General features: G+C 56.2%; 16 protein-coding genes. 15 read left to right on the top strand and 1 reads right to left on the bottom strand.

What is annotated here, in order from left to right; all coding sequences use genetic code 11:
• Positions 1 to 6: 6 nt before the first annotated feature.
• From GGE09_RS07510 to GGE09_RS07450, 13 genes are all read left to right on the top strand, one after another.
• Positions 7 to 867, top strand: coding sequence for an ABC transporter permease (locus GGE09_RS07510; protein WP_309745482.1), 861 nt, complete (start codon positions 7 to 9; stop codon positions 865 to 867).
• A gap of 7 nt (positions 868 to 874) precedes the next feature.
• Complete coding sequence (locus tag GGE09_RS07505; RefSeq protein WP_309745480.1) at positions 875 to 2,491, top strand: choline dehydrogenase; 1,617 nt, start codon at positions 875 to 877, stop codon at positions 2,489 to 2,491.
• A 14-nt stretch (positions 2,492 to 2,505) separates the two neighbouring features.
• Complete coding sequence (locus GGE09_RS07500) at positions 2,506 to 3,807, top strand: FAD-binding oxidoreductase (protein ID WP_309745478.1); 1,302 nt, start codon at positions 2,506 to 2,508, stop codon at positions 3,805 to 3,807.
• Positions 3,808 to 3,948: 141 nt separating this feature from the next.
• On the top strand, positions 3,949 to 5,118 hold the full coding sequence (locus GGE09_RS07495) for an HPP family protein (RefSeq protein ID WP_309745476.1): 1,170 nt from the start codon (positions 3,949 to 3,951) through the stop codon (positions 5,116 to 5,118).
• A 241-nt stretch (positions 5,119 to 5,359) separates the two neighbouring features.
• Complete coding sequence (locus GGE09_RS07490; RefSeq protein ID WP_309745474.1) at positions 5,360 to 7,141, top strand: autotransporter assembly complex family protein; 1,782 nt, start codon at positions 5,360 to 5,362, stop codon at positions 7,139 to 7,141.
• Positions 7,138 to 10,752, top strand: a complete 3,615-nt coding sequence (locus GGE09_RS07485) for a translocation/assembly module TamB domain-containing protein (RefSeq protein WP_309745472.1) — start codon at positions 7,138 to 7,140, stop codon at positions 10,750 to 10,752. Before GGE09_RS07490 ends, GGE09_RS07485 begins: the two co-directional genes overlap by 4 nt.
• A 190-nt stretch (positions 10,753 to 10,942) precedes the next feature.
• Positions 10,943 to 11,593: an XRE family transcriptional regulator gene (locus GGE09_RS07480; protein ID WP_309745470.1), complete on the top strand. Its 651-nt coding sequence runs from the start codon at positions 10,943 to 10,945 to the stop codon at positions 11,591 to 11,593.
• 74 nt (positions 11,594 to 11,667) lie between these two features.
• The gene (locus GGE09_RS07475) at positions 11,668 to 13,257 is read left to right on the top strand and encodes an ABC transporter substrate-binding protein (protein ID WP_309745469.1); all 1,590 of its coding nucleotides are present in this window, start codon (positions 11,668 to 11,670) and stop codon (positions 13,255 to 13,257) included.
• A gap of 78 nt (positions 13,258 to 13,335) precedes the next feature.
• Positions 13,336 to 14,445, top strand: coding sequence for a Xaa-Pro peptidase family protein (locus tag GGE09_RS07470; protein WP_309745467.1), 1,110 nt, complete (start codon positions 13,336 to 13,338; stop codon positions 14,443 to 14,445).
• Entirely contained in the window at positions 14,439 to 15,446 is a 1,008-nt protein-coding gene (locus GGE09_RS07465; protein ID WP_309745465.1) for an ABC transporter permease subunit, read from the top strand. Before GGE09_RS07470 ends, GGE09_RS07465 begins: the two co-directional genes overlap by 7 nt.
• Positions 15,446 to 16,357, top strand: coding sequence for an ABC transporter permease subunit (locus GGE09_RS07460; RefSeq protein ID WP_309745463.1), 912 nt, complete (start codon positions 15,446 to 15,448; stop codon positions 16,355 to 16,357). The genes GGE09_RS07465 and GGE09_RS07460 overlap by 1 nt, the downstream gene beginning before the upstream one ends.
• A 3-nt stretch (positions 16,358 to 16,360) precedes the next feature.
• Positions 16,361 to 17,338: an ABC transporter ATP-binding protein gene (locus tag GGE09_RS07455; protein ID WP_309745461.1), complete on the top strand. Its 978-nt coding sequence runs from the start codon at positions 16,361 to 16,363 to the stop codon at positions 17,336 to 17,338.
• Positions 17,335 to 18,297, top strand: coding sequence for a dipeptide ABC transporter ATP-binding protein (locus GGE09_RS07450; protein ID WP_309745459.1), 963 nt, complete (start codon positions 17,335 to 17,337; stop codon positions 18,295 to 18,297). Before GGE09_RS07455 ends, GGE09_RS07450 begins: the two co-directional genes overlap by 4 nt.
• A 53-nt stretch (positions 18,298 to 18,350) precedes the next feature.
• On the opposite strand, the gene GGE09_RS07445 is transcribed toward GGE09_RS07450, so the two are convergent.
• The gene (locus GGE09_RS07445) at positions 18,351 to 19,838 is read right to left on the bottom strand and encodes an oligosaccharide flippase family protein (protein WP_309745457.1); all 1,488 of its coding nucleotides are present in this window, start codon (positions 19,836 to 19,838) and stop codon (positions 18,351 to 18,353) included.
• Positions 19,839 to 20,199: 361 nt separating this feature from the next.
• Between GGE09_RS07445 and GGE09_RS07440 the strand changes: the two genes are divergently transcribed.
• Positions 20,200 to 20,901 carry a sugar transferase gene (locus GGE09_RS07440; protein WP_309745455.1) on the top strand — a complete coding sequence of 234 codons (702 nt, stop codon included), beginning with the start codon at positions 20,200 to 20,202 and terminating at the stop codon, positions 20,899 to 20,901.
• Positions 20,902 to 21,126: 225 nt separating this feature from the next.
• Positions 21,127 to 22,086 (top strand): glycosyltransferase, encoded by a 960-nt coding sequence (locus tag GGE09_RS07435; RefSeq protein WP_309745453.1) that lies wholly within the window; start codon positions 21,127 to 21,129, stop codon positions 22,084 to 22,086.
• The last annotated feature ends 478 nt before the right edge of the window (positions 22,087 to 22,564 follow it).

Genomic DNA, 22,564 nt, shown 5'->3' with positions numbered 1-22,564 from the left:
GACGTCATGGCATCATCCACAACAAACCAAGCCTTCCTGCTAGGGTATCGTCTGTATTTGCTGGCTTTTTTCGTCTTTCTGGCCGCCCCTTTGGTGGCCGCAGGCAGCTTTGCCTTTAACGATTCCCTGTTTCCCTCTTTGCCGTGGCAGGGGTTCACGCTGGATTGGTTCTTTAACGATACCGAACCTAAACTCGGCATGTTTCATGACCGCCGCTTGTTGCGGGGATTGTATTATTCGGGTGTGATCGGCGCTTTTGTATCGGCGCTGGCGGTATTTGTGGGCACCACAAATGCATTCCTGTTTGTGCGCGGTAATTTTCCAGCCAAGAATTTTTTCTACATCCTGATGATCTTGCCTCTGGTCATACCGGGCGTAATCCTTGGGATTTCCATTCTGGTGATGGCCAGCAATATCGCCAACGGGATCGAGGATAAGTTCAATTATGAGCTGGAATTCCTGCGCCCCGGTATTTTGCTGGTGGTGTTTGGGCAATTCAGTTTTGTCACAACCATAACATCCCTGATTATCACAGCTCGGTTGAAAAAGTTTGATACCTCACTGGAAGAGGCCGCATTGAACCTTGGGGCCAGCCGCGCGCAGGTTCTGCGTTCAGTGACCCTGCCGTATCTGCGCCCTGCAATGATTGCGGCGGCGATTGTGGCCTTTCTGGTGTCATTTGAAAACTTCAACACCACGCTGTTTTTGGTCGGTTCTGAATCCCCGCTGACAATCACCATGTACGACCGGATGGCCAAGGTCGGCTCAACCCCTGTGTTGAACGCTGTATCCTTTTTCCTGATCGTCGGTTCTGGTGTGCTGGCCCTTATCAGCGTTGTGATCCAGCGCGACACTCCTACGGAATAAAACACATATGACACAGGTAGATTTTGTGATCGTTGGCGCGGGCTCTGCGGGCTGTGTGCTGGCGAACCGGCTTAGCGAGAATGGCAAATACAAGGTGATGCTACTGGAAGCAGGGGGCAGTGATCTGAACTTCTGGATCTGGCTGCCAATCGGCTATGGCAAGACGTTTTACAAGCGCAGCGTCAACTGGATGTATGAAACCGAGCCGAACCCCGAAATGAACAACCGCGTGTCTTATTGGCCGCGGGGCAAGGTGATGGGCGGGTCAAGTTCGATCAATGCCATGGTCTATGTGCGCGGTCAGGCGCAGGATTTTGACAATTGGGAAGCATTCGGAAATCCGGGTTGGGGCTGGTCTGGCGTGCTGCCCTATTTCAAAAAGGCCGAACAAAATGATCGCGGCGGCGATGAATTTCGCGGTGATACAGGGCCGCTGCACGTGGCCACGATGGATCGCTATTTGCACCCGATCTGCCAGAATTACATCCGTGCAGGGCAGGAAATTCAAATCCCGCACAACCCCGATTTCAACGGCGCCAGCCAAGAAGGCCTAGGCACCTATCAGAACACCGCCAAAGGCGGCATGCGCATGTCAACCGCGCGGGCCTATATCCGCCCGGCGCGCAAGCGGGCCAACCTGCGGGTGGAAAAACGCGCGCTGGCCCAGCGGGTTCTGTTCGAAAATGGCCGCGCAGTCGGTGTGGAATACAGCCAGAACGGCAAAATCAAACAGGCCTATGCCGCCCGTGAAGTGATCCTGTCCGCAGGCGCGATCAATTCACCCCAATTGCTGCAACTGTCGGGGGTTGGCCCTGCCGATCTGCTGAAATCCAAAGGCATTGATGTGGTCAGCCACAGTGCGGGCGTGGGGCAGAACCTGCAAGACCATCTGGGGATTGATTTTCTGTACCGTTCCAAAGTGCCCACCCTGAACGATCAATTGCATTCATGGCAGGGAAAGCTGTGGCAGGGCCTGCGCTATGTGCTGACGCGCGGTGGGCCTTTGTCGCTGGGGGTCAATCAGGGGGGCGGGTTTATCCGGTCGCGTGCGGGTCTGTCACGTCCCAACATGCAGTTGTTTTTCTCGCCCGTCAGTTATACCAAAGCGCCACCGCGCAAACGCCCGTTGATGAACCCCGATCCGTTTTCGGGGTTCCTACTGGGCACCCAACCCATGCATCCCACCAGCCGCGGCCATCTGGCCATCCGTTCGTCTGATCCGGCGCAAGCCCCTGAAATTCATCCCAATTACCTGTCTACCGAACTGGATATGCAGGAAATGCTGGAAGGCATATATTTCATGCGCAAACTGGCCGCTGCCCCCGCGTTTCAGGAAATTATCGAGTCCGAAATCGCACCCGGGCCACAGGCGCAGGATGATGCTGCCTTTATAGATTATATCCGCGAAAAGGCGGGCACCGTGTTTCACCCCATTGGCACCTGCAAGATGGGGCCAGACCCGAAAACCGACGTGGTGGATGCCCGATTGAAGGTGCATGGCATCGCAGGGCTACGGGTTGTAGATGCCTCTATTTTTCCGACCCTGACCTCGGGCAATACCAACGCGCCTGCGATTATGGTGGGGGAAAAAGGTGCGGATCTGATTTTGCAGGACCATTCATAAAGGGCGCTTTAGCCATGTTTTCCGCGCTGTTCACCGATGATTTCAAACAAACCCCTTATTGGTGGGAGGCAGCAGCCCCATCCCCGCGCAGCACCGGTGCATTGCCACAAAAGCCGGTGGATGTGGCGATCATCGGGTCTGGTTACACGGGCCTACACGCGGCAATCCAGACCGCGCGGGCAGGGTGTTCCACCCTTGTGCTAGAGGCCGAGGCCGCAGGCTTCGGGGCCAGTTCACGCAATGGCGGGCAGGTGTCTACATCCGTCAAACCGTCGCTGGCCAAACTGACAAAACGCTATGGTGCGGAACTGGCGGCGGAAATCCTGCGCGAGGGGCAAGCCTCGCGGGATTATGTTGAGGACTTCATCACATCCGAAGGCATCAACTGCCATTTTCAGGTGCCCGGACGGTTTCACGGTGCCCATACCGCCAAATACTATGACATCTTGGCCCGAGAGTCCGCCGCCGCTGGCATCCTGAAAACAGACGCTTTTATGGTGCCGCGCAGCGATCAACACAGCGCCCTTGGCACCGATGCCTATTACGGCGGCGTGGTGTTTCCCCATCACGCCAGCCTGCATCCAGCCCTGTATCACAAAGGCCTGCTCGGGGTGGCGCAAGGGGCGGGGGCGCAGGTTGTGTCCCATTGTCGGGTGAACGGGATCGCCCGTCAGGCGGGGGGATTGTTCACGCTCGACACGGCAAACGGGCCGGTTCAGGCGCGCCGCGTGATCCTTGCGACCAATGGCTACACCAGCGGGATTACCCCGTGGCAACAGCGCCGCGTGATCCCGATCGGCTCGTATATTATCGCAACCGAGGAGTTGCCCACAGAACTGATGGACCGCTTGATGCCCACGGATCGCATCCTGTCGGACACCCGAAAGCTGGTCTATTACTATCGCCCCTCACCAGATCGCAAACGCATCCTTTTCGGCGGGCGGGTGTCGTTGCAGGAATCCGATCCCAAAATCACCGGTCCCCGTTTGCACGCCGAACTGGTGCATCTGTTCCCCGAACTGGCCAAGACCAAAATCAGCCATTCATGGACGGGGATGGTTGGCTACACCTTTGATACGCTGATGCATGCGGGGCAGGATAACGGCCTGTTTTACGCTATGGGCTATTGCGGTTCTGGTGTGGGGATGGCCAGTTACATGGGCATGCGGATCGGCCAACAGGCGGCTGATAACCCCGAAGGCATGACCGCGTTTAACAAAATTCCCTTCCCGACACGGCCGTTTTATACGGGGAACCCTTGGTTTTTGGCGCCTTCTGTCATGGCATACCGGATTAAAGACCGCTTGGGTTTCTGACCCGAAAGCGCCCCTCTGCGCTTACCCTAGGGAAACGGCCCTTGCACTGGGACCTGTGGGGTATATATCTGCCCGCCGCGTCCTCAGGCGTCTTGTGGTATTTTGTTTTAATGCCCTAGGCCAAGCAGGTGGGAGGAAACCATGCGCATGCGTCACACGATCAACTGGACCCAATGGGTGCGGGGGCTTGGCCCTGCCATTTCAGCGATTCCCGTGGGGGAGTCCTTGCGTGCAGGAATTGGGGCCTTGATCGGCCTTGGCGCGGCGGGGTTGCTGGTTTTGACCTTTGCGGACCCGCAACATGGTTTGATCCTGATCGCACCATTCGGGGCCAGTGCGGTGTTGCTGTTCGGAGTGCCGAACTCTCCGCTGGCACAGCCATGGGCGGCGTTGGTGGGTAACACGGTTTCTGCGGTTGTCGGTGTGACGGTCAGTCTGCTGGTACCCGATCCAACGCTCAGTGTTGCCCTTGCGGTGGCCCTGTCTATGGTTGCGATGATGCTGACTCGTGCGGTGCATCCCCCGGGTGGGGCGGTTGCCATGACAGCGGCACTGAACCCTGCGCTGGTTCAGGATATGGGCTATCATTTCGCGCTGTTGCCAGTGGCAGCGGGCACTGCGCTGCTGGTTTTGGCGGCAGTGATCTATGCCCAACTGACAGGGCGGCACTATCCCTTTCGCCATTTCGATGATGAAAACACCAGTGGCACCACTGACGCCCCCGCGATGGAGCGTTTGGGACTAAGTGAAGACGATCTAAACGATATTTTGCAACGCTACCGCCAGTCCCTGAACCTTGGGGTCGAAGACTTGGCACGGTTGATCGGCGCTGCGCAATTACAAGCTGCAAGCCATCGCAGAGGGCCGATTTCTGCGGCGGATATTATGTCTCGTGATCTTGTGACCGTGGGCGCTGAAACCAAATTGTCGGATGTGGCAGACCTGTTTCGCCAGCACGGGTTCACCACTTTGCCTGTGATTGGCAAGGACGACAGCTACCTTGGCGTGATCTTTCAAATTCACCTGATCCGCCGCGCCCGCGAAGACGCTTTGCGCGGGAACCGCCGCTTTAGCTCGGCTTTGCGCCGCTTGATGACGGCTGACGGTGCATCACCCGTGCGTGCGGGGCAGATCATGGCCGTCACAACGCCCTGCGTTTCCCCAGACACCCCCTTGGCAGCCCTGCTGCCTATCCTTGCCGAGGGGAGCTGCGACGCGGTTCCCGTGCTCGAATCCGGGCGCATTGTGGGGATTGTCACGCGCAACGATCTGATCGCTGCTTTGGCATCCGAAAGCCTGCGGCAGGGATGAACCCTGTAAAAGCGGCGGTTTCGGGCCGATTGGTCGTTTTGGGGCCAAGAGACTGGATTGTCTGACGGTAAGGTGATTAATCAGCGGTATAATATCCTGTGACAGTGCCATAGGATAGGGCATCATCGGGCAAGAGGCGCGGTGAATAATATGGAACGGCTGTACCATTTCCCCATGCCGTTCAGGTAGGGTTTTCTTTCGCGTGACAGGCATTCGATTTTTCAATTTTCTCAAGACCCGCATGGCTGTTGGCGCAACAGCGGTTGCGGTGTGTCTTGGCATTCCAGCCTCTGCATATGATTTGCGGATCACGCTGGCCCAAACAAATGACGATCTGGCTCAGGCGCTGAAAAATGCCTCGCTTCTGGTGGCGCTTCAGGCTCGTGACACGATTGAGGTTCAAGACATCATCGCAACGGCGCGGGCCGATTATGAACGTATCGTTACGGCGCTTTATCAACAGGCCTATTACGCGCCGGTTGTAGAAATTCGTCTGGACGGGCGCGAGGCCAGCAGCCTGTCGCCGTTTTACAGCCCGAAATCCATTGAGAAAGTGGAGATTCGGGTGAAATCAGGGCGCGCGTTCCGCTTTGGCCGCGCATCTATTGCTCCGCTTGCGCCCGGAACTGAACTTCCCGAAGGCTTTGCCCCGAACCAGCCTGCCAAAGTGGACGTGCTGCAAGAAACCGTCGATGCGGGCGTCAAACGGTGGCGTGCGGTCGGCTTTGCCAAGGCCACTTTGAGCCGCCAAAACATCTCTGCCCGCCATCAACAGGGCGCATTGGATGCGGATATCCGCCTTGCTCCCGGTCCACGCCTGACCTTTGGCCGCCTCAGCGTGACTGGCAATCAGGCTGTGCGCACCAAACGCATCCATGACATCGCAGGTTTCCCCGAAGGCCATGTGTTTTCTCCCGATGAACTGGACCGCGTTGCAACCCGCCTGCGCCGCACGGGCACCTTTCGCGTGGTGTCCCTGCAAGAGGCCGAACAGATCGGACCGAACAACACCCTCGACGTGACCGCCCAACTGGCCGAGGCCCCGCCGCGCCGCTTTGGTTTCGGGGCCGAGATTTCGTCCCTTGACGGGGCGGGGGTGTCAGGGTTCTGGCTGCACCGCAACCTGTTTGGCGGCGCAGAACGACTGCGGGTTGAGGGTGAGGTTTCGGGCATCGGCGGGCAGACCGCGGGCACGGATTATCGGCTTGCCCTGCGTTTTGATCGCCCCGCAACCTTTAACGAGGATACGGATTATTACATCGCCACCGAAGTAGAACGACTGTTTGAAGAAAATTACACATCCAAAAGTTTTGAGATTGAAACAGGCATCAAGCGCTATGCCTCTGAGCAACGGGAGTATTCCTTTGGTTTGGGATATCGCTATTCCGACATCACGGATGCTTTCGGGCAACATTCCTATGCGATCCTGACGGCCCCGACCTCGGCCACATTTGACTACCGCGATGATCCGCTGGATGCGAAATCGGGGTTTTATGTCAAAGCCAACGTAACTCCGTTTTTCGCCCTGCGCGGAACAGACAGCGGCGTGCTAAGCAAGTTGGATTTGCGCGGCTATAAAACTGTCGGCGCGGCGGAAAAACTAACCTTCGCGCTGCGGGGGCAGATCGGCTCGCTCGCAGGGCCGGACCTAAGCACTGCACCGGGGGATTTCCTGTTTTATTCCGGCGGGGGGGGCACAGTGCGCGGGCAGAAATACCAGTCCCTTTCGGTGGATTTAGGCGGTGGCAACATTGTCGGCGGTCGCTCTTTCATGGGGTTGTCTGCGGAAACCCGCTATAAGATCACCGACACAATCGCGGCAGTTGGTTTTTACGACGCAGGCTATATCGGAACCGAGGCTTTTCCCGACGGAAAATCGGGTGAATGGCATTCGGGGGCTGGGCTTGGCCTGCGCTATAACACGGGGCTTGGCCCCTTGCGGCTGGATGTGGCAGTGCCTGTCAGCGGCCCGGGTGACAATTCGGGCGTGGAATTTTACATCGGGATAGGGCAATCGTTTTGAGCAGGTTTCGTACACTTCTGATCGGCGTATTCATCTGCCTGTTCACCCCGGCATTGGCCCAAGACACAGAAGCCGACAAAGGGTTTCTGACAGAGTTGTTGCAAGACAGCTTGGGCGGTGAAGGGCGCGTTGTTTCCATCACCGGTTTTCGCGGCGCGCTCAGCAGCACAGCCCAGATTGACGAAATCACTGTGGCAGATACCACGGGCGTCTGGCTGACCCTTAGCGATCTGACGATGAAATGGAACCGCCGTGCCTTGCTCAGCGGACGTGTGGATATTGAACTTTTGGCGGCGCGCGCGATCCAGCTGGACCGCCTGCCAGTTGCACAGGATGACGGATTGCCTGCCGCCGAGGCGCAGCCGTTTTCTTTGCCGGAACTGCCTGTGTCCATCAATTTGGGCGCGCTAACTGCCGAGCAAATCTCGCTTGGCGCGCCCGTTCTGGGCTCTCCTGTTGTGTTGCAGCTTAACGCTTCGGCGCAATTGTCCGGGTCAACGGCGGATGTGTCTTTGACCGCGCAGCGCACCGACGGGCAGACCGGCGTCTTTGCAATTACGGCCGGGTTTAAAGGCACAGATCAAGACCTGACCCTGGACATCGCCTTGCAAGAGGGCAAAGACGGCATTGCCGCGCGATTGTTGAACCTTCCCGACACGCCGTCGGTCGATATGACCATCAAGGGCACGGGGCCACTGAACGATTTTCAAAGCGATATCCAGATTGCTACGGATGGCACAGAACGGCTGGGCGGGCATGTCAGGCTGACAGAACTCGCCCCTGAAGAGGGCGCGGATGTGGACCCCACAACGCCCCCGACACGGGGTTTTGAGGCTGACATCAAAGGCGATATCACCGCCCTGTTTGCCCCCCAATACCGCGACTTTTTCGGCGACTCACTACAATTGCGCGTGGTGGGCCAACGGGATGGCGATGGCACGCTGGACCTGTCGCAACTGCGGCTGAAAACCCGCGAATTGTCGCTGGAAGGGACCACCACCCTGAACGCCGATTACTGGCCGACCAAGATTGACCTGACTGCGGTTCTGGACGGCGAAGATGCGGTTCTGTTGCCGATTTCAGGCGCGGAAACAGAGGTGGATCGCGCAGCATTGTCGGTGAAATATGACCGTGAGCAGGGCAGTGACTGGACAGGTCAGTTGAGCATTCGCGACCTGAAACGGGACGGCATTGAAATGGGCCAGCTTGACCTGTCGGCAATGGGTATTTTGCGCGACGACATAGGCACGCTTGGTCAAGTCACGGCGGATTTGAAACTGGCAGCGGATCAGTTTGTCTTTGCCGATCCAGCCCTAGCGCAAGCCATCGGGCCATCGGTGTCAGGGGCTTTGACGCTGGATTATTCCGAAGGAAAGCCGCTTGAGTTGACCCATATGAACCTGCGCACGCAAACGGCGCATTTGACGGGGAAAGCCAGCATCAAATCGCTGGACGAGGCCTTTGAAACCCTTTTGGATGCGCGGCTTGTATCTGATGATCTGTCAAAATTCTCGGGGCTGGCGGCCCGTGATTTGCGCGGCTCTATGGGGGTACGCCTAAAGGGTGCGGTTGCCCTTGGCGGCACGTTTGATCTGGATTTGCAGGGTGAATTGAACGATTTGGCTGTGGATCAGACCCAAGCGGATATACTGTTGAAAGGCAGAACCCGTTTCGCCGCCCAAGCCAAGCGGGATGGTACGGGTACCCAGTTGAAAAACGCCGAAATCGAAAACAACCAAGTGTCACTGGCCGCAAACGGACGGTTTGCCACGGGCAATGCACAGGCGACTTATGCGCTGCGACTGACGGAGTTCGCGGATTTTGATCCGCGGCTTCCTGGCCCAGCAACCGTGAACGGAACCGCCACATTGGACGCCCAAGGCTGGCGCGTTGATCTGGATGCTGCGGGGCCGATTGGGGGCAAAGCCGAAATCGCAGGGCTGGTGACGGGGCCAGAGGCAAATGTGACCTTTAAAGCCAGCGTGCCGGACATCAAACCTTTGGTGCCAGAGTATTCTGGACCTTTAGCCGTAGAGGGCAGGGCCGCGCAATCGCCCAAAGGCTGGCGGATTGCCACAGAAATCGACGGTCCTTACGGGCTGGAAGCAACGGTATCGGGGCTTGCCACAGGCGACAGCCCGATGCTGACCTATGTGGCAAGCCTGCCTGACATTAACCCGTTTGTGCCAAAGATCAGCGGGCCTTTGTCGGCCACGGGGACGGCGGCGCAGGTAGGGGATCTATGGCAGGTGGATACAGGGCTGACAGGCCCGGGTGGGATGCGCGCCCGTGTGCAGGGCAGTGTGTCCACCAGCGGTGATCTGAACATGACAACCAACGGCAGTCTGCCGCTGGAAATCAGCGACCGGTTCTTGCGGCCGCGCAGTCTGGCAGGGCAGGCGAATTTTGATCTGGCCGTGCGTGGCAAGCCCGCCTTAGGGTCGGTTTCTGGCACCATTTCGGCGCAAGGTGCGCGACTTTCAGCCCCTGAATTGCAGTTAACACTATCTGATATTGCGGCCAATGTGACCCTTAGTCAGGGGCGGGCAGCTGTTTCGGTCAATGGCGCAGTTTCGTCTGGCGGGCGGGTATCTGTTGAAGGTCCAGTAAACCTGACTGGCGGGATGGAAACCGATCTGCGCATTTTGTTGCAATCGGTTTCACTGGCGGACCCGAAGCTGTATCGCACAACCATTGACGGCGATTTGCGCATCAGCGGGCCGCTCAGCGGCGGCGCGTTAATCAAGGGACGGATTGATCTGGGGGAAACCAGTATCACCGTACCATCAACGGGGGCGTCCGGCTTTACCATTCTACCTGATATTGTGCATCAGGGTGCATCCCAAAGCGTGCGCATCACACAGGATCGGGCGGGGCTTTTGGGGGGCGATGATGCCGGATCTGAAAGCAGCGGCGCTGTGTTCGGACTGGATGTCAGCGTCAGCGCCCCTGCGCGTATTTTTGTGCGCGGGCGCGGGATTGACGCGGAATTGGGCGGCCAGTTACGCCTGACGGGCACCACACAAAATGTGATTTCGGCGGGGCGGTTCGATCTAATTCGCGGACGGCTTGACCTGCTGACCAAGCGTTTTGAACTGGATGAGGGCAGCGTGCAGATGCAGGGCGATCTTGATCCCTATATTCGGTTTGTGGCCAGCACCACCACCACCACAGGCACCGCCAGCATCATCGTTGAAGGGCTTGCATCAAGCCCTGAAGTTCTGTTTGAATCTTCGCCCGAGGCACCGCAGGATGAGATTTTGGCGAATATCTTTTTTGGCCGAGACATCGGTCAGTTGTCGCCGTTTCAAGCGCTACAACTGGTAAATGCCGTTCGCACATTGGCTGGCAAGGGCGGCGAATCTATCGTGTCTCGGCTGCGCGGCGGCTTGGGGCTGGATGATCTGGATATTGTGACCGACGAAGATGGCAACACAAGCGGGCGGGCGGGCAAATACATCTCGGATAATGTCTATTCGGATGTGACGGCGGGTACGGCCGGGGCCTCGGTTTCGTTGAACATTGATCTGACGCCGTCCATCACGGCACGGGGATCTGTGTCCAGCACGGGCGAAAGTAAACTGGGCGTGTTCTTTGAGCGGGATTATTAAAACGTATCCCGAATAGCGCAGAAAAAAATTGCCCTTCGTAAGTCTTTGTCCCCGTTGAACAAAGCACGCTTTGTGGTGGTGTTTTTTCTGGGTTATTCCCATCACAATAATTTTTATTGTTGACGTAAACTTTCTTTGATCGCACCCTAGGCGCTTACATCGGCGCAGGCTGATGGCCTTGGGGGATTCTGTGAGTACAGAGCAACAAAAAACCGAACAACGTAAAGACGTGAACGGTCTTGGTGCGCGCATGCGGCGTCAGCGGCAACGCCAGTCGATGACGTTGCAACAGCTTGGTGCGGCCTCGGGTGTTTCTGTGGGTTATCTTAGTCAGGTCGAGCGGGATCGCGCCACGCCAACCCTTGGCACATTGTCCCAGATCGCGCAGGCTTTGGGCCAGAATGTCGATTATTTCATCCGCACCCCCGAAGTGGCTGACAGCTTTACCCGTGACGGCACCCGCCCGCGGTTTTCGGTATCCGGATCGTCGGTGGAATACGAACAGGTGGGCGTTAATATGCCCGGCCATGAGATGACGTCTTTCGTTTTGAACGTGCCGCCCGGCTATGAATCCGAGCAGGTCAAACACATCGGCGAAGAGATCATCTATATTCTGGAAGGCGAGATCGCGCAGCGGGTCGGGGGGCGTGAATACATCATGACCCAAGGCGACAGTCTGCATTATCTGGGGGAAAAACCCCACAGCTGGTCCAATAAAACAGACCATCCAGCCCGCATTCTTTGGGTGGGTCGGATGCAATACCAAAAGTCGGGCGATCTGGCGCAGGGGGCTGCTGAAAACGGTATTCCTGCCAAAGAACTCGTCCCACTGCGCCCTTAACGGGGCGCAAAACCGCAGACAGAAAAATCTGCTGCCCTGACTGAAACACCAAACCAACGGAGAATATATATATTATGTCACTTAGAAACACATTGGCCTCTGGGCTGTTGCTCGCCTCGCTGGGCAGCGGTGCATTTGCACAATCGCTGGTCTATTGCTCGGAAGGTTCACCCGAAGGGTTTGACCCCGCACTTTACACAGCCGGCACCACATTTGATGCGTCCAGCCAGCCGATTTATAACCGTTTGGCCGAATTCAAAACTGGCACTACCGAAACCGTTCCGGGCCTTGCTGAAAGCTGGGACGTGTCCGAGGACGGCAAGAAAATCACCTTCCACCTGCGCAAAGGTGTGAAATTCCACTCAAACGCATCTTTCACGCCAACACGTGATTTCAACGCAGATGACGTGATTTTCACTTTTGATCGTCAAGGCAATGCCGAAAACCCTTACAACAAAGTATCGGGCGGCACTTGGGAATATTACGGCGGCATGTCCATGCCAGATCTGGTGGAAAGCATCGAAAAGACCGATGATTACACCGTTGTCTTTAACCTGACCCGCCCTGAAGCACCTTTCATCGCCAACATGGCAATGGATTTCGCGTCAATCGTTTCCAAAGAATACGCGGATGCGATGCTGGAAGCCGGCACACCGGAAATGCTGAACCAAGCGCCGATTGGTACGGGTCCGTTTTCGTTTCAAGCCTATCAAAAAGATGCGGTGATCCGCTATCTGCGCAACGATGCGTATTGGGGCAATCAAGCCAAAGTTGAATCGCTGATCTTTGCGATTACACCGGATGCTTCTGTGCGCTATCAAAAGGTACAGGCGGGCGAATGCCACGTCATGGCCTATCCAAACCCTGCCGATGTTGCGTCGATGAAAACCACTGACGGCATCGTTGTTATGGAACAAGAGGGTCTGAACGTGGGCTATCTGGCCTATAACACCCAAGTTGCACCGTTTGACAACGCCAAGGTCCGCAAGGCCCTGAACATGGCAATCGACAAGCAGTCCATCATCGACGTGGTGTTCCAAGGGTCTGGCCAAATTGCCAAAAACCCGATCCCGCCGACCATGTGGTCTTATAACACGGATGTAAAAGACGACGAATACAATCCCGAAGCTGCCAAAGCCATGTTGGAAGCTGAAGGCGTGACTGATCTGTCCATGAAAATCTGGGCGATGCCGGTTCAGCGTCCCTATAACCCCAATGCACGCCGTATGGCCGAGCTGATGCAGGAAGACTTCTCTAAAGTTGGCGTCAACGTGGAAATCGTGTCTTACGAGTGGGGTGAATATCTGTCCCGTTCCAAAGAACTGGACCGTGACGGTGCTGTTCTGCTGGGTTGGACAGGGGACAATGGTGATCCAGATAACTTCCTGGCGGTTCTGCTGGGCTGTGACGGCGTTGGCAAATCCAACCGCGCACAATGGTGCAACGAAGATTTCGATGCGCTGATCCAGAAAGCCAAAGTTCTGCCATCCCAAGAGGAACGCGCAGACTTGTACAAACAGGCACAAGAAGTGTTCAAAGACCAAGCGCCTTGGGCCACTATCGCCCATTCGGTTGTCTACATGACCATGCGCCCCGAAGTTGAAGGCTATGTTGTGCACCCGCTGGGCAGCCACATCTTTAACGAGGTTGGTCTGTCGCAATAAGCGGACCACCTGACACGGGGGCGGCATTCAGGTGCCGCCCTCATTCCTTTTACCCATCACATCCCGGGTGACACGCACGTGACAAACTCCCTTTCAGACCGCCTTGCCCCTTATGCCGCAGTTGCGGCCGATCTTGGCGTTGACGCCGTGGCCCTTGTGCCCGGACCAAATTTCACCCGCGCGGTGGACCACAGTTTCATGAGCCATGAGCGGCCATTTGTGCTGGTGATCCCTGCAAACGGCCCGCCCGCAGCACTTGTGCCAAATCTGGAACTGGGCAGTTGGGAATTGGTCGGCTTTGACGGCGCGGTGTTTGATTGGCGCGACCAGACGGGATACGGCGATGCCTTTGCCAAGTTGATGGCGCATCTCAATATTACGTCCCTTGGGGTCGAGGGGCAGGTGATGCGGGTTTTTGTGCATCACGCCCTGATGACCGCCCAGCCAGACCTGCGCATCATAGATGCCGAGCGTGAGATTTCCGCCCTGCGTATGATCAAAACCGAAAAAGATATCGAAGCCCTGCAACTGGCCATCACCCTGTCCGAACGGGCGCTGCACCGCACGCTTGATACGGTCAAATTGGGCCAAAGCGAAAAAGAGATCGAACGCAAGCTGGTGCAGATGCTGTTTGCCGAGGGCGCGGACGAGTTGTCGTTCAGCCCGATTGTGGCCGCAGGCGACGGATCTGCCCGCCCGCATGCCCATGCCCGCGCCGATTACGCGGTCAAGGCAGGGGATGCGCTGTTGATCGACTTTGGCGCTGTGAAAGACGGGTTCACCGCCGATATCACCCGCACGTTCTTTCTGGGCCATGCCACGGATGAGGGCCGCGCGGTCTATGACACTGTGTTGCGCGCCAATCTGGCAGGGCTTGCCGCCACACGCGCAGGGGTCACCGCCCATGACATCGACGATGCGGTGATCAGCGTGCTGGAAAATTCACCCTATGCGGATCGCATCCGCACCAAAACGGGCCACGGTCTGGGCCGTTCGGTGCACGAGGCGCCGTATATCATGCGGGGCAATCACATGACCCTGCCTGCGGGAACGGTCTATACCAATGAACCGGGCCTGTATGAAATCGGCAATTTCGGTGTGCGCATCGAAGATGACGTTTTGATCACCGAAGACGGGTACAGATTGCTGACCCACTTCCCCAAAGAGCTGATGGTGCTGCCGTGCTGAACTATGTCCTAAGCCGACTATTAACCTTTGTGCCGACGTTTTTCGGCGTGACCCTGATTTCCTTTGGCTTCATCCGCGCCTTGCCGGGGGATCCGATTATCGTCATGGCGGGCGAGCGGGGGATCGGGCAGGAACGCTATGACCAACTGGCCGCGCAATTCGGCTTTGATCGCCCCATGTATGTGCAGTTCTGGGAGTATTTCACAGGCGTTTTGCAGGGGGATCTGGGCAACAGCTTTGTCACCAAGAAACCGGTCTGGGATGAATTCTTTGCGCTGTTTCCGGCGACGCTGGAACTGTCGCTATGCGCCATGGTGCTGGCGATCCTTTTGGGGCTGCCCGCGGGTGTGATTGCGGCTGTGAACCGGGGCAAATTCTTTGACCGTGCCTTGATGTCCACAGCCCTGATTGGCTATTCCATGCCGATTTTCTGGTGGGCCTTGCTGCTGATCATCGTGTTTTCCGGTAATCTGGGCTGGACGCCTGTATCTGGGCGGATAGACCTTTTGTATTATTTCCCCGATCCCACAGGATTTATGCTGATTGACAGTCTGGCATCGGGGCAAAAGGGCGCGTTTTGGTCGGCAATCCGCCACCTGATCCTGCCTACTGTTGTTCTGGGTACCATCCCGCTGGCTGTGATTGCACGCCAAACCCGTTCCGCCATGCTGGAAGTTTTGGGTGAAGATTACGTTCGAACCGCGCGGGCCAAAGGCATGTCGTCGGGGCGGATCAATTCGATCCACGCTCTGCGCAATGCGCTTATTCCTGTGATCACTGTGATCGGCCTGTCTGTTGGCACGTTGCTGGCGGGGGCGATCCTGACGGAAACCATCTTTAGCTGGCCGGGGATCGGCAAGTGGATGGTGGATAGCATCTTCCGCCGCGACTATCCTGTGGTGCAGGGTGGCCTGCTTTTGATCGCCGTGATGGTGATGATCGTGAACCTGACTGTGGATATGCTTTACGGTCTAATTAACCCGAAAATCAGGAAACGGTAATGACTGACGCTTCTTCAACACAGACAGCAACCGCCATCAACGAAGACCGTCCATCCCGTCTGAAAGAGTTCTGGTTCTACTTCCGCGAAAACCGCGGCGCTGTAATCGGCCTGTGGATTTTTGCCATCTTTGCGATTTTGGCGATTTTCGGCCCGTGGATTGCCCCCCATGACGCGACCGAACAATTCCGCAGCAACGCCCTGCAACCCCCGTTCTGGGAAGAAGGCGGCACCACCCAGTTCCTTTTGGGCACCGATCCATTGGGGCGCGATATGCTGTCCCGCCTGATCGTGGGCGCACGGTTTTCCTTCTTCGTGGGGATTGTTGTGGTCAGCATCGCGGCATCCGGCGGGATATTGATCGGCCTTTTAGCAGGGTTCGCGCCAAAATGGCTTGATACGATTATCATGCGGATTATGGATATCATTCTGGCCTTTCCCTCGCTGCTGCTGGCGCTGGTTTTGGTGGCGGTTCTGGGGCCGTCGCTGATCAACGCGATGATCGCCATCGCCATTGTGCTGCAACCCCATTACGTGCGCCTGACCCGCGCCAGCGTGATGTCTGAGTTGCAAAAAGACTATGTGACCTCGGCCCGCGTGGTGGGGGCAGGGGTGCTGCGGCTGATGTTTATCACCGTGCTGCCCAACTGCCTGTCACCGATCATCGTACAAGCGGCGCTGTCGTTTTCCACCGCGATCCTTGATGCGGCGGCGCTGGGGTTTCTGGGTATGGGGGCGCAACCGCCGACCCCTGAATGGGGCACCATGCTGGCCGAGGCCCGCGAATTCATCCTGCGGGCGTGGTGGGTTGTGACCTTCCCGGGCCTAGCCATTCTGATCACCGTTCTGGCCATCAACCTGCTGGGCGACGGCCTGCGCGATGCGCTTGATCCCAAACTAAAGCGGAGCTGAACCATGTCTTTGTTACGCATCCGAAACCTAAGTGTCGATTTTGCCACCGCATCGGGGAAATTCCGTGCGGTGGACGGGGTTGATCAAGACGTTAACACCGGCGAAATCCTTGCCATTGTAGGCGAAAGCGGCTCGGGTAAATCCGTGTCTATGCTGGCAATGATGGGCTTGCTGCCTTGGACAGCCACTGTCAGCGCCGATGAAATGACCTTTGACGGTCATGACCTGTTAACCATAGGTAAACGAGAGCGCCGCCGTGTGGTGGGCAAAGATCTCGCGATGATCTTTCAGGAACCCATGTCTTCCCTGAACCCCTGTTTCACTGTGGGATGGCAGATCAAGGAAACCCTGCGTGTCCATCTGAAACTGGGGCGCAAAGCCTGTCATGCCCGCGCGGTTGAACTGTTTGAACAAGTGGGCATCCCCGATCCTGAACGCCGCCTGTCGGCTTTTCCACACCAGATGTCGGGCGGGATGAACCAGCGGGTGATGATCGCCATGGCGATTGCCTGCAAACCCAAATTGCTGATTGCCGATGAACCTACGACCGCACTTGATGTGACGATTCAGGCGCAAATTCTGGACCTGCTGACCAGCCTGCGCGACGAAAACGGTATGGGGCTGGTGTTGATCACCCATGATATGGGCGTCGTGGCCGAAACCGCCGAACGGGTCAGCGTGCAATACGCCGGTCAAAAGATTGAGGAACAGCCCGTCCTGCCGCTGTTTCACAGCCCGCACCACCCCTATACAGCCGCCCTGTTAGATGCGTTGCCCGAACGGGCCACGGAAAAACACCTGCCGACCATTCCGGGTATGGTTCCGGGGCAATTCGACCGCCCGGCAGGGTGCCTGTTTTCACCGCGCTGCAAGTTTGCGGATGACAAATGCAAGGCCCAGTCCCCTGCGGCCTTGGGGGCTGAACTGGGGCAGGCCCGTTGTTTCTATCCGTTGAATACAGACCAGAGGATTGCGTCATGAATGCACCCGTCCTGAAAGCTGAAGCCCTTCAGCGCCACTATGAGGTGAGCGCGGGCCTGCTGCGCAAACCCAACGTGCTAAAGGCGGTCGGCGGCGTGGATTTCGCGCTTTACCCCGGAAAAACCCTTGCGGTGGTGGGGGAAAGCGGCTGTGGGAAATCCACACTGGCACGTTTGGTGACGATGATCGAGGAACCCACATCGGGCAGCCTGACGCTGGATGGAAAACCTGTGGTGCGCAGCGATTGGGCCAGTTTGCGCAAATCGGTGCAGATTGTGTTTCAAGACCCCTATGGATCGCTGAACCCGCGCCAGCGGATCGGTCAGATCCTGCAAGAGCCGCTGATCATCAACCGCCCCGATATTTCCAAGACCGAGCGCGAGGCCAAGGCCCGTGAAATCCTGTCACTGGTGGGGCTGCGGCCTGAACATTACGACCGCTACCCCCATATGTTTTCGGGCGGTCAACGCCAGCGCATCGCCATTGCGCGGGCTTTGATGCTGGACCCAAAGGTTCTGGTGCTGGATGAACCTGTGTCGGCCCTTGATCTGTCAATCCAGTCGTCGGTTCTGAACCTGTTGGTGGACTTGCAGGAAAAGATGCAACTGGCCTATCTGTTCATCAGCCACGACCTAAGCGTGGTGCGCCATGTGGCGGATGAAGTGATCGTGATGTATCTGGGGCGCGCGGTTGAAAAGGGCAGCAAGGCTGATCTGTTTGAAGGGCCAATGCACCCTTATACCAACGCGCTATTGTCTGCGACGCCGCAGGCTGACCCAGCCAATAAAAAGCGCCAGATCAAGCTGAAAGGGGAGTTGCCCTCGCCTTTGGCTGTGCCCGATGGCTGCCCATTTGCGCCGCGCTGTTGGAAGACGCAGGATCGGTGTCGGGTTGAACGGCCCGAACTGGGGGCAGCGCCCCATACTGCGGCTTGTTTTTATCCTGAGCATGAGGGTTAAAACTATCTTGCGCTCCGCGCGGGAGTTATTTCTGCTCTAAAGAAGCGGTGGGACTAGGGTTTCGGGGCGCTGCCTGTTTTGCGTTTGACGTAGGATGTGGCAGCGCTTCGCAGGTTTGGATCGAAGACGCAAAGGGCTGCGGCATAGAGCAGAACTGTCGGGATTGAAGCGGCTGTGATGCGCAGGAGGCCGGGAAGTTCAGCGAATACATTAAGGTCGCGTAGCAGGATTAACACCACGGTGGACAGTATCAGCGGTGGGATGATGCGGCGGCTGTAGATCACCACATCGCGCCAAACCACCGCCCCGTACACGCGGGTAAGCCAAAGCATGATCACGGTTACAATGACAGATCCGATCACCTGCGCCCAAGCCACTGCCACCATGCCAAAAGGGCTGGCAATCAGGTTCAGTACGATGGTGAGGATCAGGAAAATCACCGAAACTTTCGGCAGGCGGCGTATCTCGCCAGCCAGAGACAGGATCGGTTCGGATGCAAATGTCGGCAGGGAAATTGCCCGCGCTAAAGCGAGGATAATCACAATCGGGATGGCGGGTTGCCATTCGGGGCCAAGCAGCCCGTTGATCAGGTCTTTGGCAAAGACAGACGCCCAGACGAAAATCGGCAGGGCTGTCAGGAACAACACGTGGAAGTACACCTCGGCCTGTTTTTGGAAGCCTGCCAATGTACCGTTGTGGTTTTCGCGGGCTTGGCGAAACAGGCTCCAGGCCAGGACTTGAGAGGGGACTGCGACCACCTCGGTTAACGCGCTAACCAGCCGTTCGGCGGCGCGGTAATAACCCACTGCGGCGGTGCCCAGAAATCCCCCGATAATAAAGGTCGCGGCATACAGGCGGAAGTTTACCGTCATGCGGCTGGAAAACAGCGGGATGGAATAGTCTTTTAGATCCCGCAGTTGATCGGCGGACATGCCCCTTTTGGGCGACAGACGGGTGAAGGCAAAACTAAGCCCGAGGTGGACCGATTGCATAGCGATGCGGCCAAACACCAGTGCCAGAACCCCATAGCCCGAAATCAGGGCGCTTAGCGCCACGGCGAGCCCTGTAATTTCCCCTGCAATTTCACAAATGGCCGAAGCCCGCAGTTTGTTTTGCCAGATCAATATGCCTTTTTGCGCAGACGATGTGGTGGCCAGCAGGACCCAGATGGCAAACAGCATGATCAGGATGCCGGCATCAGGGGTGGTTTCAAACAGGCTAAAGCCCAGCCCGACCAACAGGCCCAGCAGGGCGGCGCAGGCCCCGAAAACTATTGCGACGAAAAGAACCTGTCGGGGGATTTCATCGGTGCCGGACCATGACATGATATACTGGGCCCAACCGACCTCGGCAAAGCGCAGCAGCAGGATGGCGCAGGCAGAGGTCAGGGCAAAAATGCCAAATTCGGCGGGGGTCAACACCCGCGCGGCTGTCACAAAGATGGCGAGTTGACCGAATTGCGAGAGGACCCGCTCCATTACTGTCCACATACCATCGGACAAAGCGCGGCGGTTCGGATTTGGGTCTTTTCTATTACTCATCTGTGGGTACGCGCCTTGAACCTACTACTGCCGATTTCGAACTACCTGCACCTTTGGGGCGCGGGAAAGGAAACTATTTTTTAACCATTTACCTGTGGCCCCTCCCTTTGGCCTGAAAAAGGGCAAAAAGATGGTCTAGTTAAGGCGGAAACCTATTGTTTCCGAATTGGAACCAAGGAATTTTCTGTGGGTGTTGTTTAATATCATGATTTTAAACATTTAATTACAGTTTTAATTGAAACAACCCTAAGATGTGCGTGCCACATTTCACAGGCAATCTTTCCCAGAAAAAGGTATTTTTGTAGCAGGGTGTGATTCTGATGTGACTGTTTTGAGTGTGTGAGTTCGGAGTAAGAGTAGAATGGTTTATCATGTTAAGTCTAGCGATCTGGAAGGCACGCGCGTCCGGATCGAAGAGCTACAGTCCATCGTCAATCGCCGCCCGTTCGCGCGGAACCGGATTTCCAAGCGGGTGTTTGACATTGTTTGTGCGACTGCGCTGTTGATCTTTTTTGTGCCTTTTATGGTGCTAATTGCCACGACGATCTGGGTTTCCGATCGTAAGAAAGTCATTTTTGCCCATACCCGTGTGGGACGCAATGGCCAGCCGTTCAACTGCCTGAAGTTCCGCACCATGTGTATTGATGCGGATGTGCGGCTGGCGCAGATGTTGCAAAATGATCCGGTGGCGCGGGCGGAATGGGAGCTGACGCAAAAGCTGACCCATGATCCGCGTTTGACGGCCACAGGGCAAATTCTGCGTAAGACCAGTTTGGACGAACTTCCCCAGCTTTGGAACGTTCTGCGCGGCGATATGTCTATGGTTGGTCCGCGTCCGATTGTGGCAGCCGAGGCGAAACACTACCGCGCCAGCTTTGCCGAGTATAAATCGGTGCGTCCAGGTTTGACCGGGGCGTGGCAGATCAGCGGTCGCTCGGACACCACCTATGAAGAGCGCGTGGCGCTGGATGTTGATTATGTTCAGAACAATTCATTTTTCGGGGATCTAAAGATCGTGCTGAAAACCGTGTCTGTGGTTCTTGGGGGGCAGGGCGCGCGATAAAATTGGCTTGGGTCAAAAGCAGGGGCGTGTGTGGTCTTTCTACCAGATCAACATGCCGATGCCGACCCAAAACAACAGGCAGAACAGGACGACAGCCCACCAAACGGTTCGACGTTCAAGCCGCATAAGCCACCGCCATCCCCAGTTTGATAGAGTCATTTTTTCGTTTCCCGTAGTCGATCTGCAGTCCTTTTACATCTGAGTAAATGATCAAAGAGTAAAAATATGTGTAACCAAGTCACGAACTTTCAGCAAATTGAAAAAAGTGAATCCGGCTGTGTTGTGCCCAAACGGCACGTTCATCGGGTCTTGTTGGCAATTGCTACGACGGGGCGCAAAGATGTGCTGTCCAGAACCTTGTCTCATTTGCATCGCCAGACTGTTCAGCCCGATTTGCTGGTTCTTTCCATTGCTTCAGAGTCCGATATTGACCGCGCTGTTCTGGAAACCTTGCCCTGTCCGGTAGAAGTAAAGATCGGCCCGAAAGGGGCCTGCCATCAACGCAACCGTGTGCTGGAATTGATCACGCCGAATGATGTAGTGCTTTTCATTGATGATGATTTCTTGATGGCTGACAGTTACTTGGAACGGGTGGGCAATGTGTTCACAACCCATCCTGACGTGGTCATGACAACGGGGGAAGTTCTGGCAGACGGGATTTCCGGCCCCGGGATTTCCCATGATTTCGGCATGGAGATTTTAGCCCAATTCCAGGCGGATTTGGAAGATTTCACGCTTTCACCGTCCTACAATGGCTATGGTTGCAATATGGCGTTCCGCACCTCGCCAGTGGTGGATCACGGGTTGCGCTTTGATGAAACCCTGCCGTTTTATGCGTGGCTGGAAGACGTGGATTTCTCGCGTCAATTGTCTGCCTATGGGCGGATTGTGAAATCAAACAGTCTGACGGGGGTGCATCTGGGCACGAAAAAGGGCCGGACCAACGGCAAGTCCTTCGGGTATTCGCAAATTTCAAACCCGCTGTATCTGATGGACAAAGGCACCATGATCCCCAGCCGCGCGCTTAAGATGATGCTGCGCAATATTGTGGCCAATTGTATCAAGTCCCTGCGCCCAGAACCTTGGGTCGATCGTCGTGGCCGCCTGTACGGTAACCTGCTTGGGCTGGGGGATTTGATCTGTGGGAAACTGACGCCAACAAAGGTGATACAGTTTACCAAATGACCTGCCTGCCCAGTCAAAGGGCTGGCAGAGAGAATCGGTAATCTACGAAACGGGCCACAGTCACGGCAAAATCCCCCCTGACATGGGGCAATTCCCAGTTTTTACGGGAATTTATTTCTGGAACTTTTGATCCGTTTATCGCGCCTTAAGCGAAAATGCCCCCGCCGCGACTATATCCAAAACCGCAACAATGGAAAATTAACCAATTTTTTTCTCCAATCCGTTTCGGTTAATGTTTTCAAAGGGAAGCAAGTCATAGGTCAAGTATTTCCGGTTGTACTATCAAGCATGGAAAACGGGCTGTGTTCAGATGGATTGTTTCCATTTCAAACACAATTTGAAATATTTATTATTTAAATACAATGGTTTAGCTATGCATTGGAAATGGCGTTTTTAACGAAATCTTCGCTTTTTCCTTTGAACGAAGCCGATTTGCCGATAGATTGCTTAACGTAAAGGTCTTTATTCGGCCGCAGAG

This window comes from Roseobacter sp. N2S, assembly GCF_031454055.1.
Classification (GTDB): domain Bacteria; phylum Pseudomonadota; class Alphaproteobacteria; order Rhodobacterales; family Rhodobacteraceae; genus Amylibacter.
Note: the sequence above shows the minus strand (reverse complement) of the source record. Positions and strands in the feature narration are given on the sequence as shown.

Excerpts from the sequence above, each read along its gene's own strand:
- GGE09_RS07510 (WP_309745482.1), top strand. The coding sequence starts at position 7 with ATGGCATCATCCACAACAAACCAAGCCTTCCTGCTAGGGTATCGTCTG.
- GGE09_RS07505 (WP_309745480.1), top strand. The coding sequence starts at position 875 with ATGACACAGGTAGATTTTGTGATCGTTGGCGCGGGCTCTGCGGGCTGT.
- GGE09_RS07500 (WP_309745478.1), top strand. The coding sequence starts at position 2,506 with ATGTTTTCCGCGCTGTTCACCGATGATTTCAAACAAACCCCTTATTGG.
- GGE09_RS07495 (WP_309745476.1), top strand. The coding sequence starts at position 3,949 with ATGCGCATGCGTCACACGATCAACTGGACCCAATGGGTGCGGGGGCTT.
- GGE09_RS07490 (WP_309745474.1), top strand. The coding sequence starts at position 5,360 with ATGGCTGTTGGCGCAACAGCGGTTGCGGTGTGTCTTGGCATTCCAGCC.
- GGE09_RS07475 (WP_309745469.1), top strand. The coding sequence starts at position 11,668 with ATGTCACTTAGAAACACATTGGCCTCTGGGCTGTTGCTCGCCTCGCTG.
- GGE09_RS07460 (WP_309745463.1), top strand. The coding sequence starts at position 15,446 with ATGACTGACGCTTCTTCAACACAGACAGCAACCGCCATCAACGAAGAC.
- GGE09_RS07455 (WP_309745461.1), top strand. The coding sequence starts at position 16,361 with ATGTCTTTGTTACGCATCCGAAACCTAAGTGTCGATTTTGCCACCGCA.
- GGE09_RS07450 (WP_309745459.1), top strand. The coding sequence starts at position 17,335 with ATGAATGCACCCGTCCTGAAAGCTGAAGCCCTTCAGCGCCACTATGAG.
- GGE09_RS07445 (WP_309745457.1), bottom strand. The coding sequence starts at position 19,838 with ATGAGTAATAGAAAAGACCCAAATCCGAACCGCCGCGCTTTGTCCGAT.
- GGE09_RS07440 (WP_309745455.1), top strand. The coding sequence starts at position 20,200 with ATGGTTTATCATGTTAAGTCTAGCGATCTGGAAGGCACGCGCGTCCGG.
- GGE09_RS07435 (WP_309745453.1), top strand. The coding sequence starts at position 21,127 with ATGTGTAACCAAGTCACGAACTTTCAGCAAATTGAAAAAAGTGAATCC.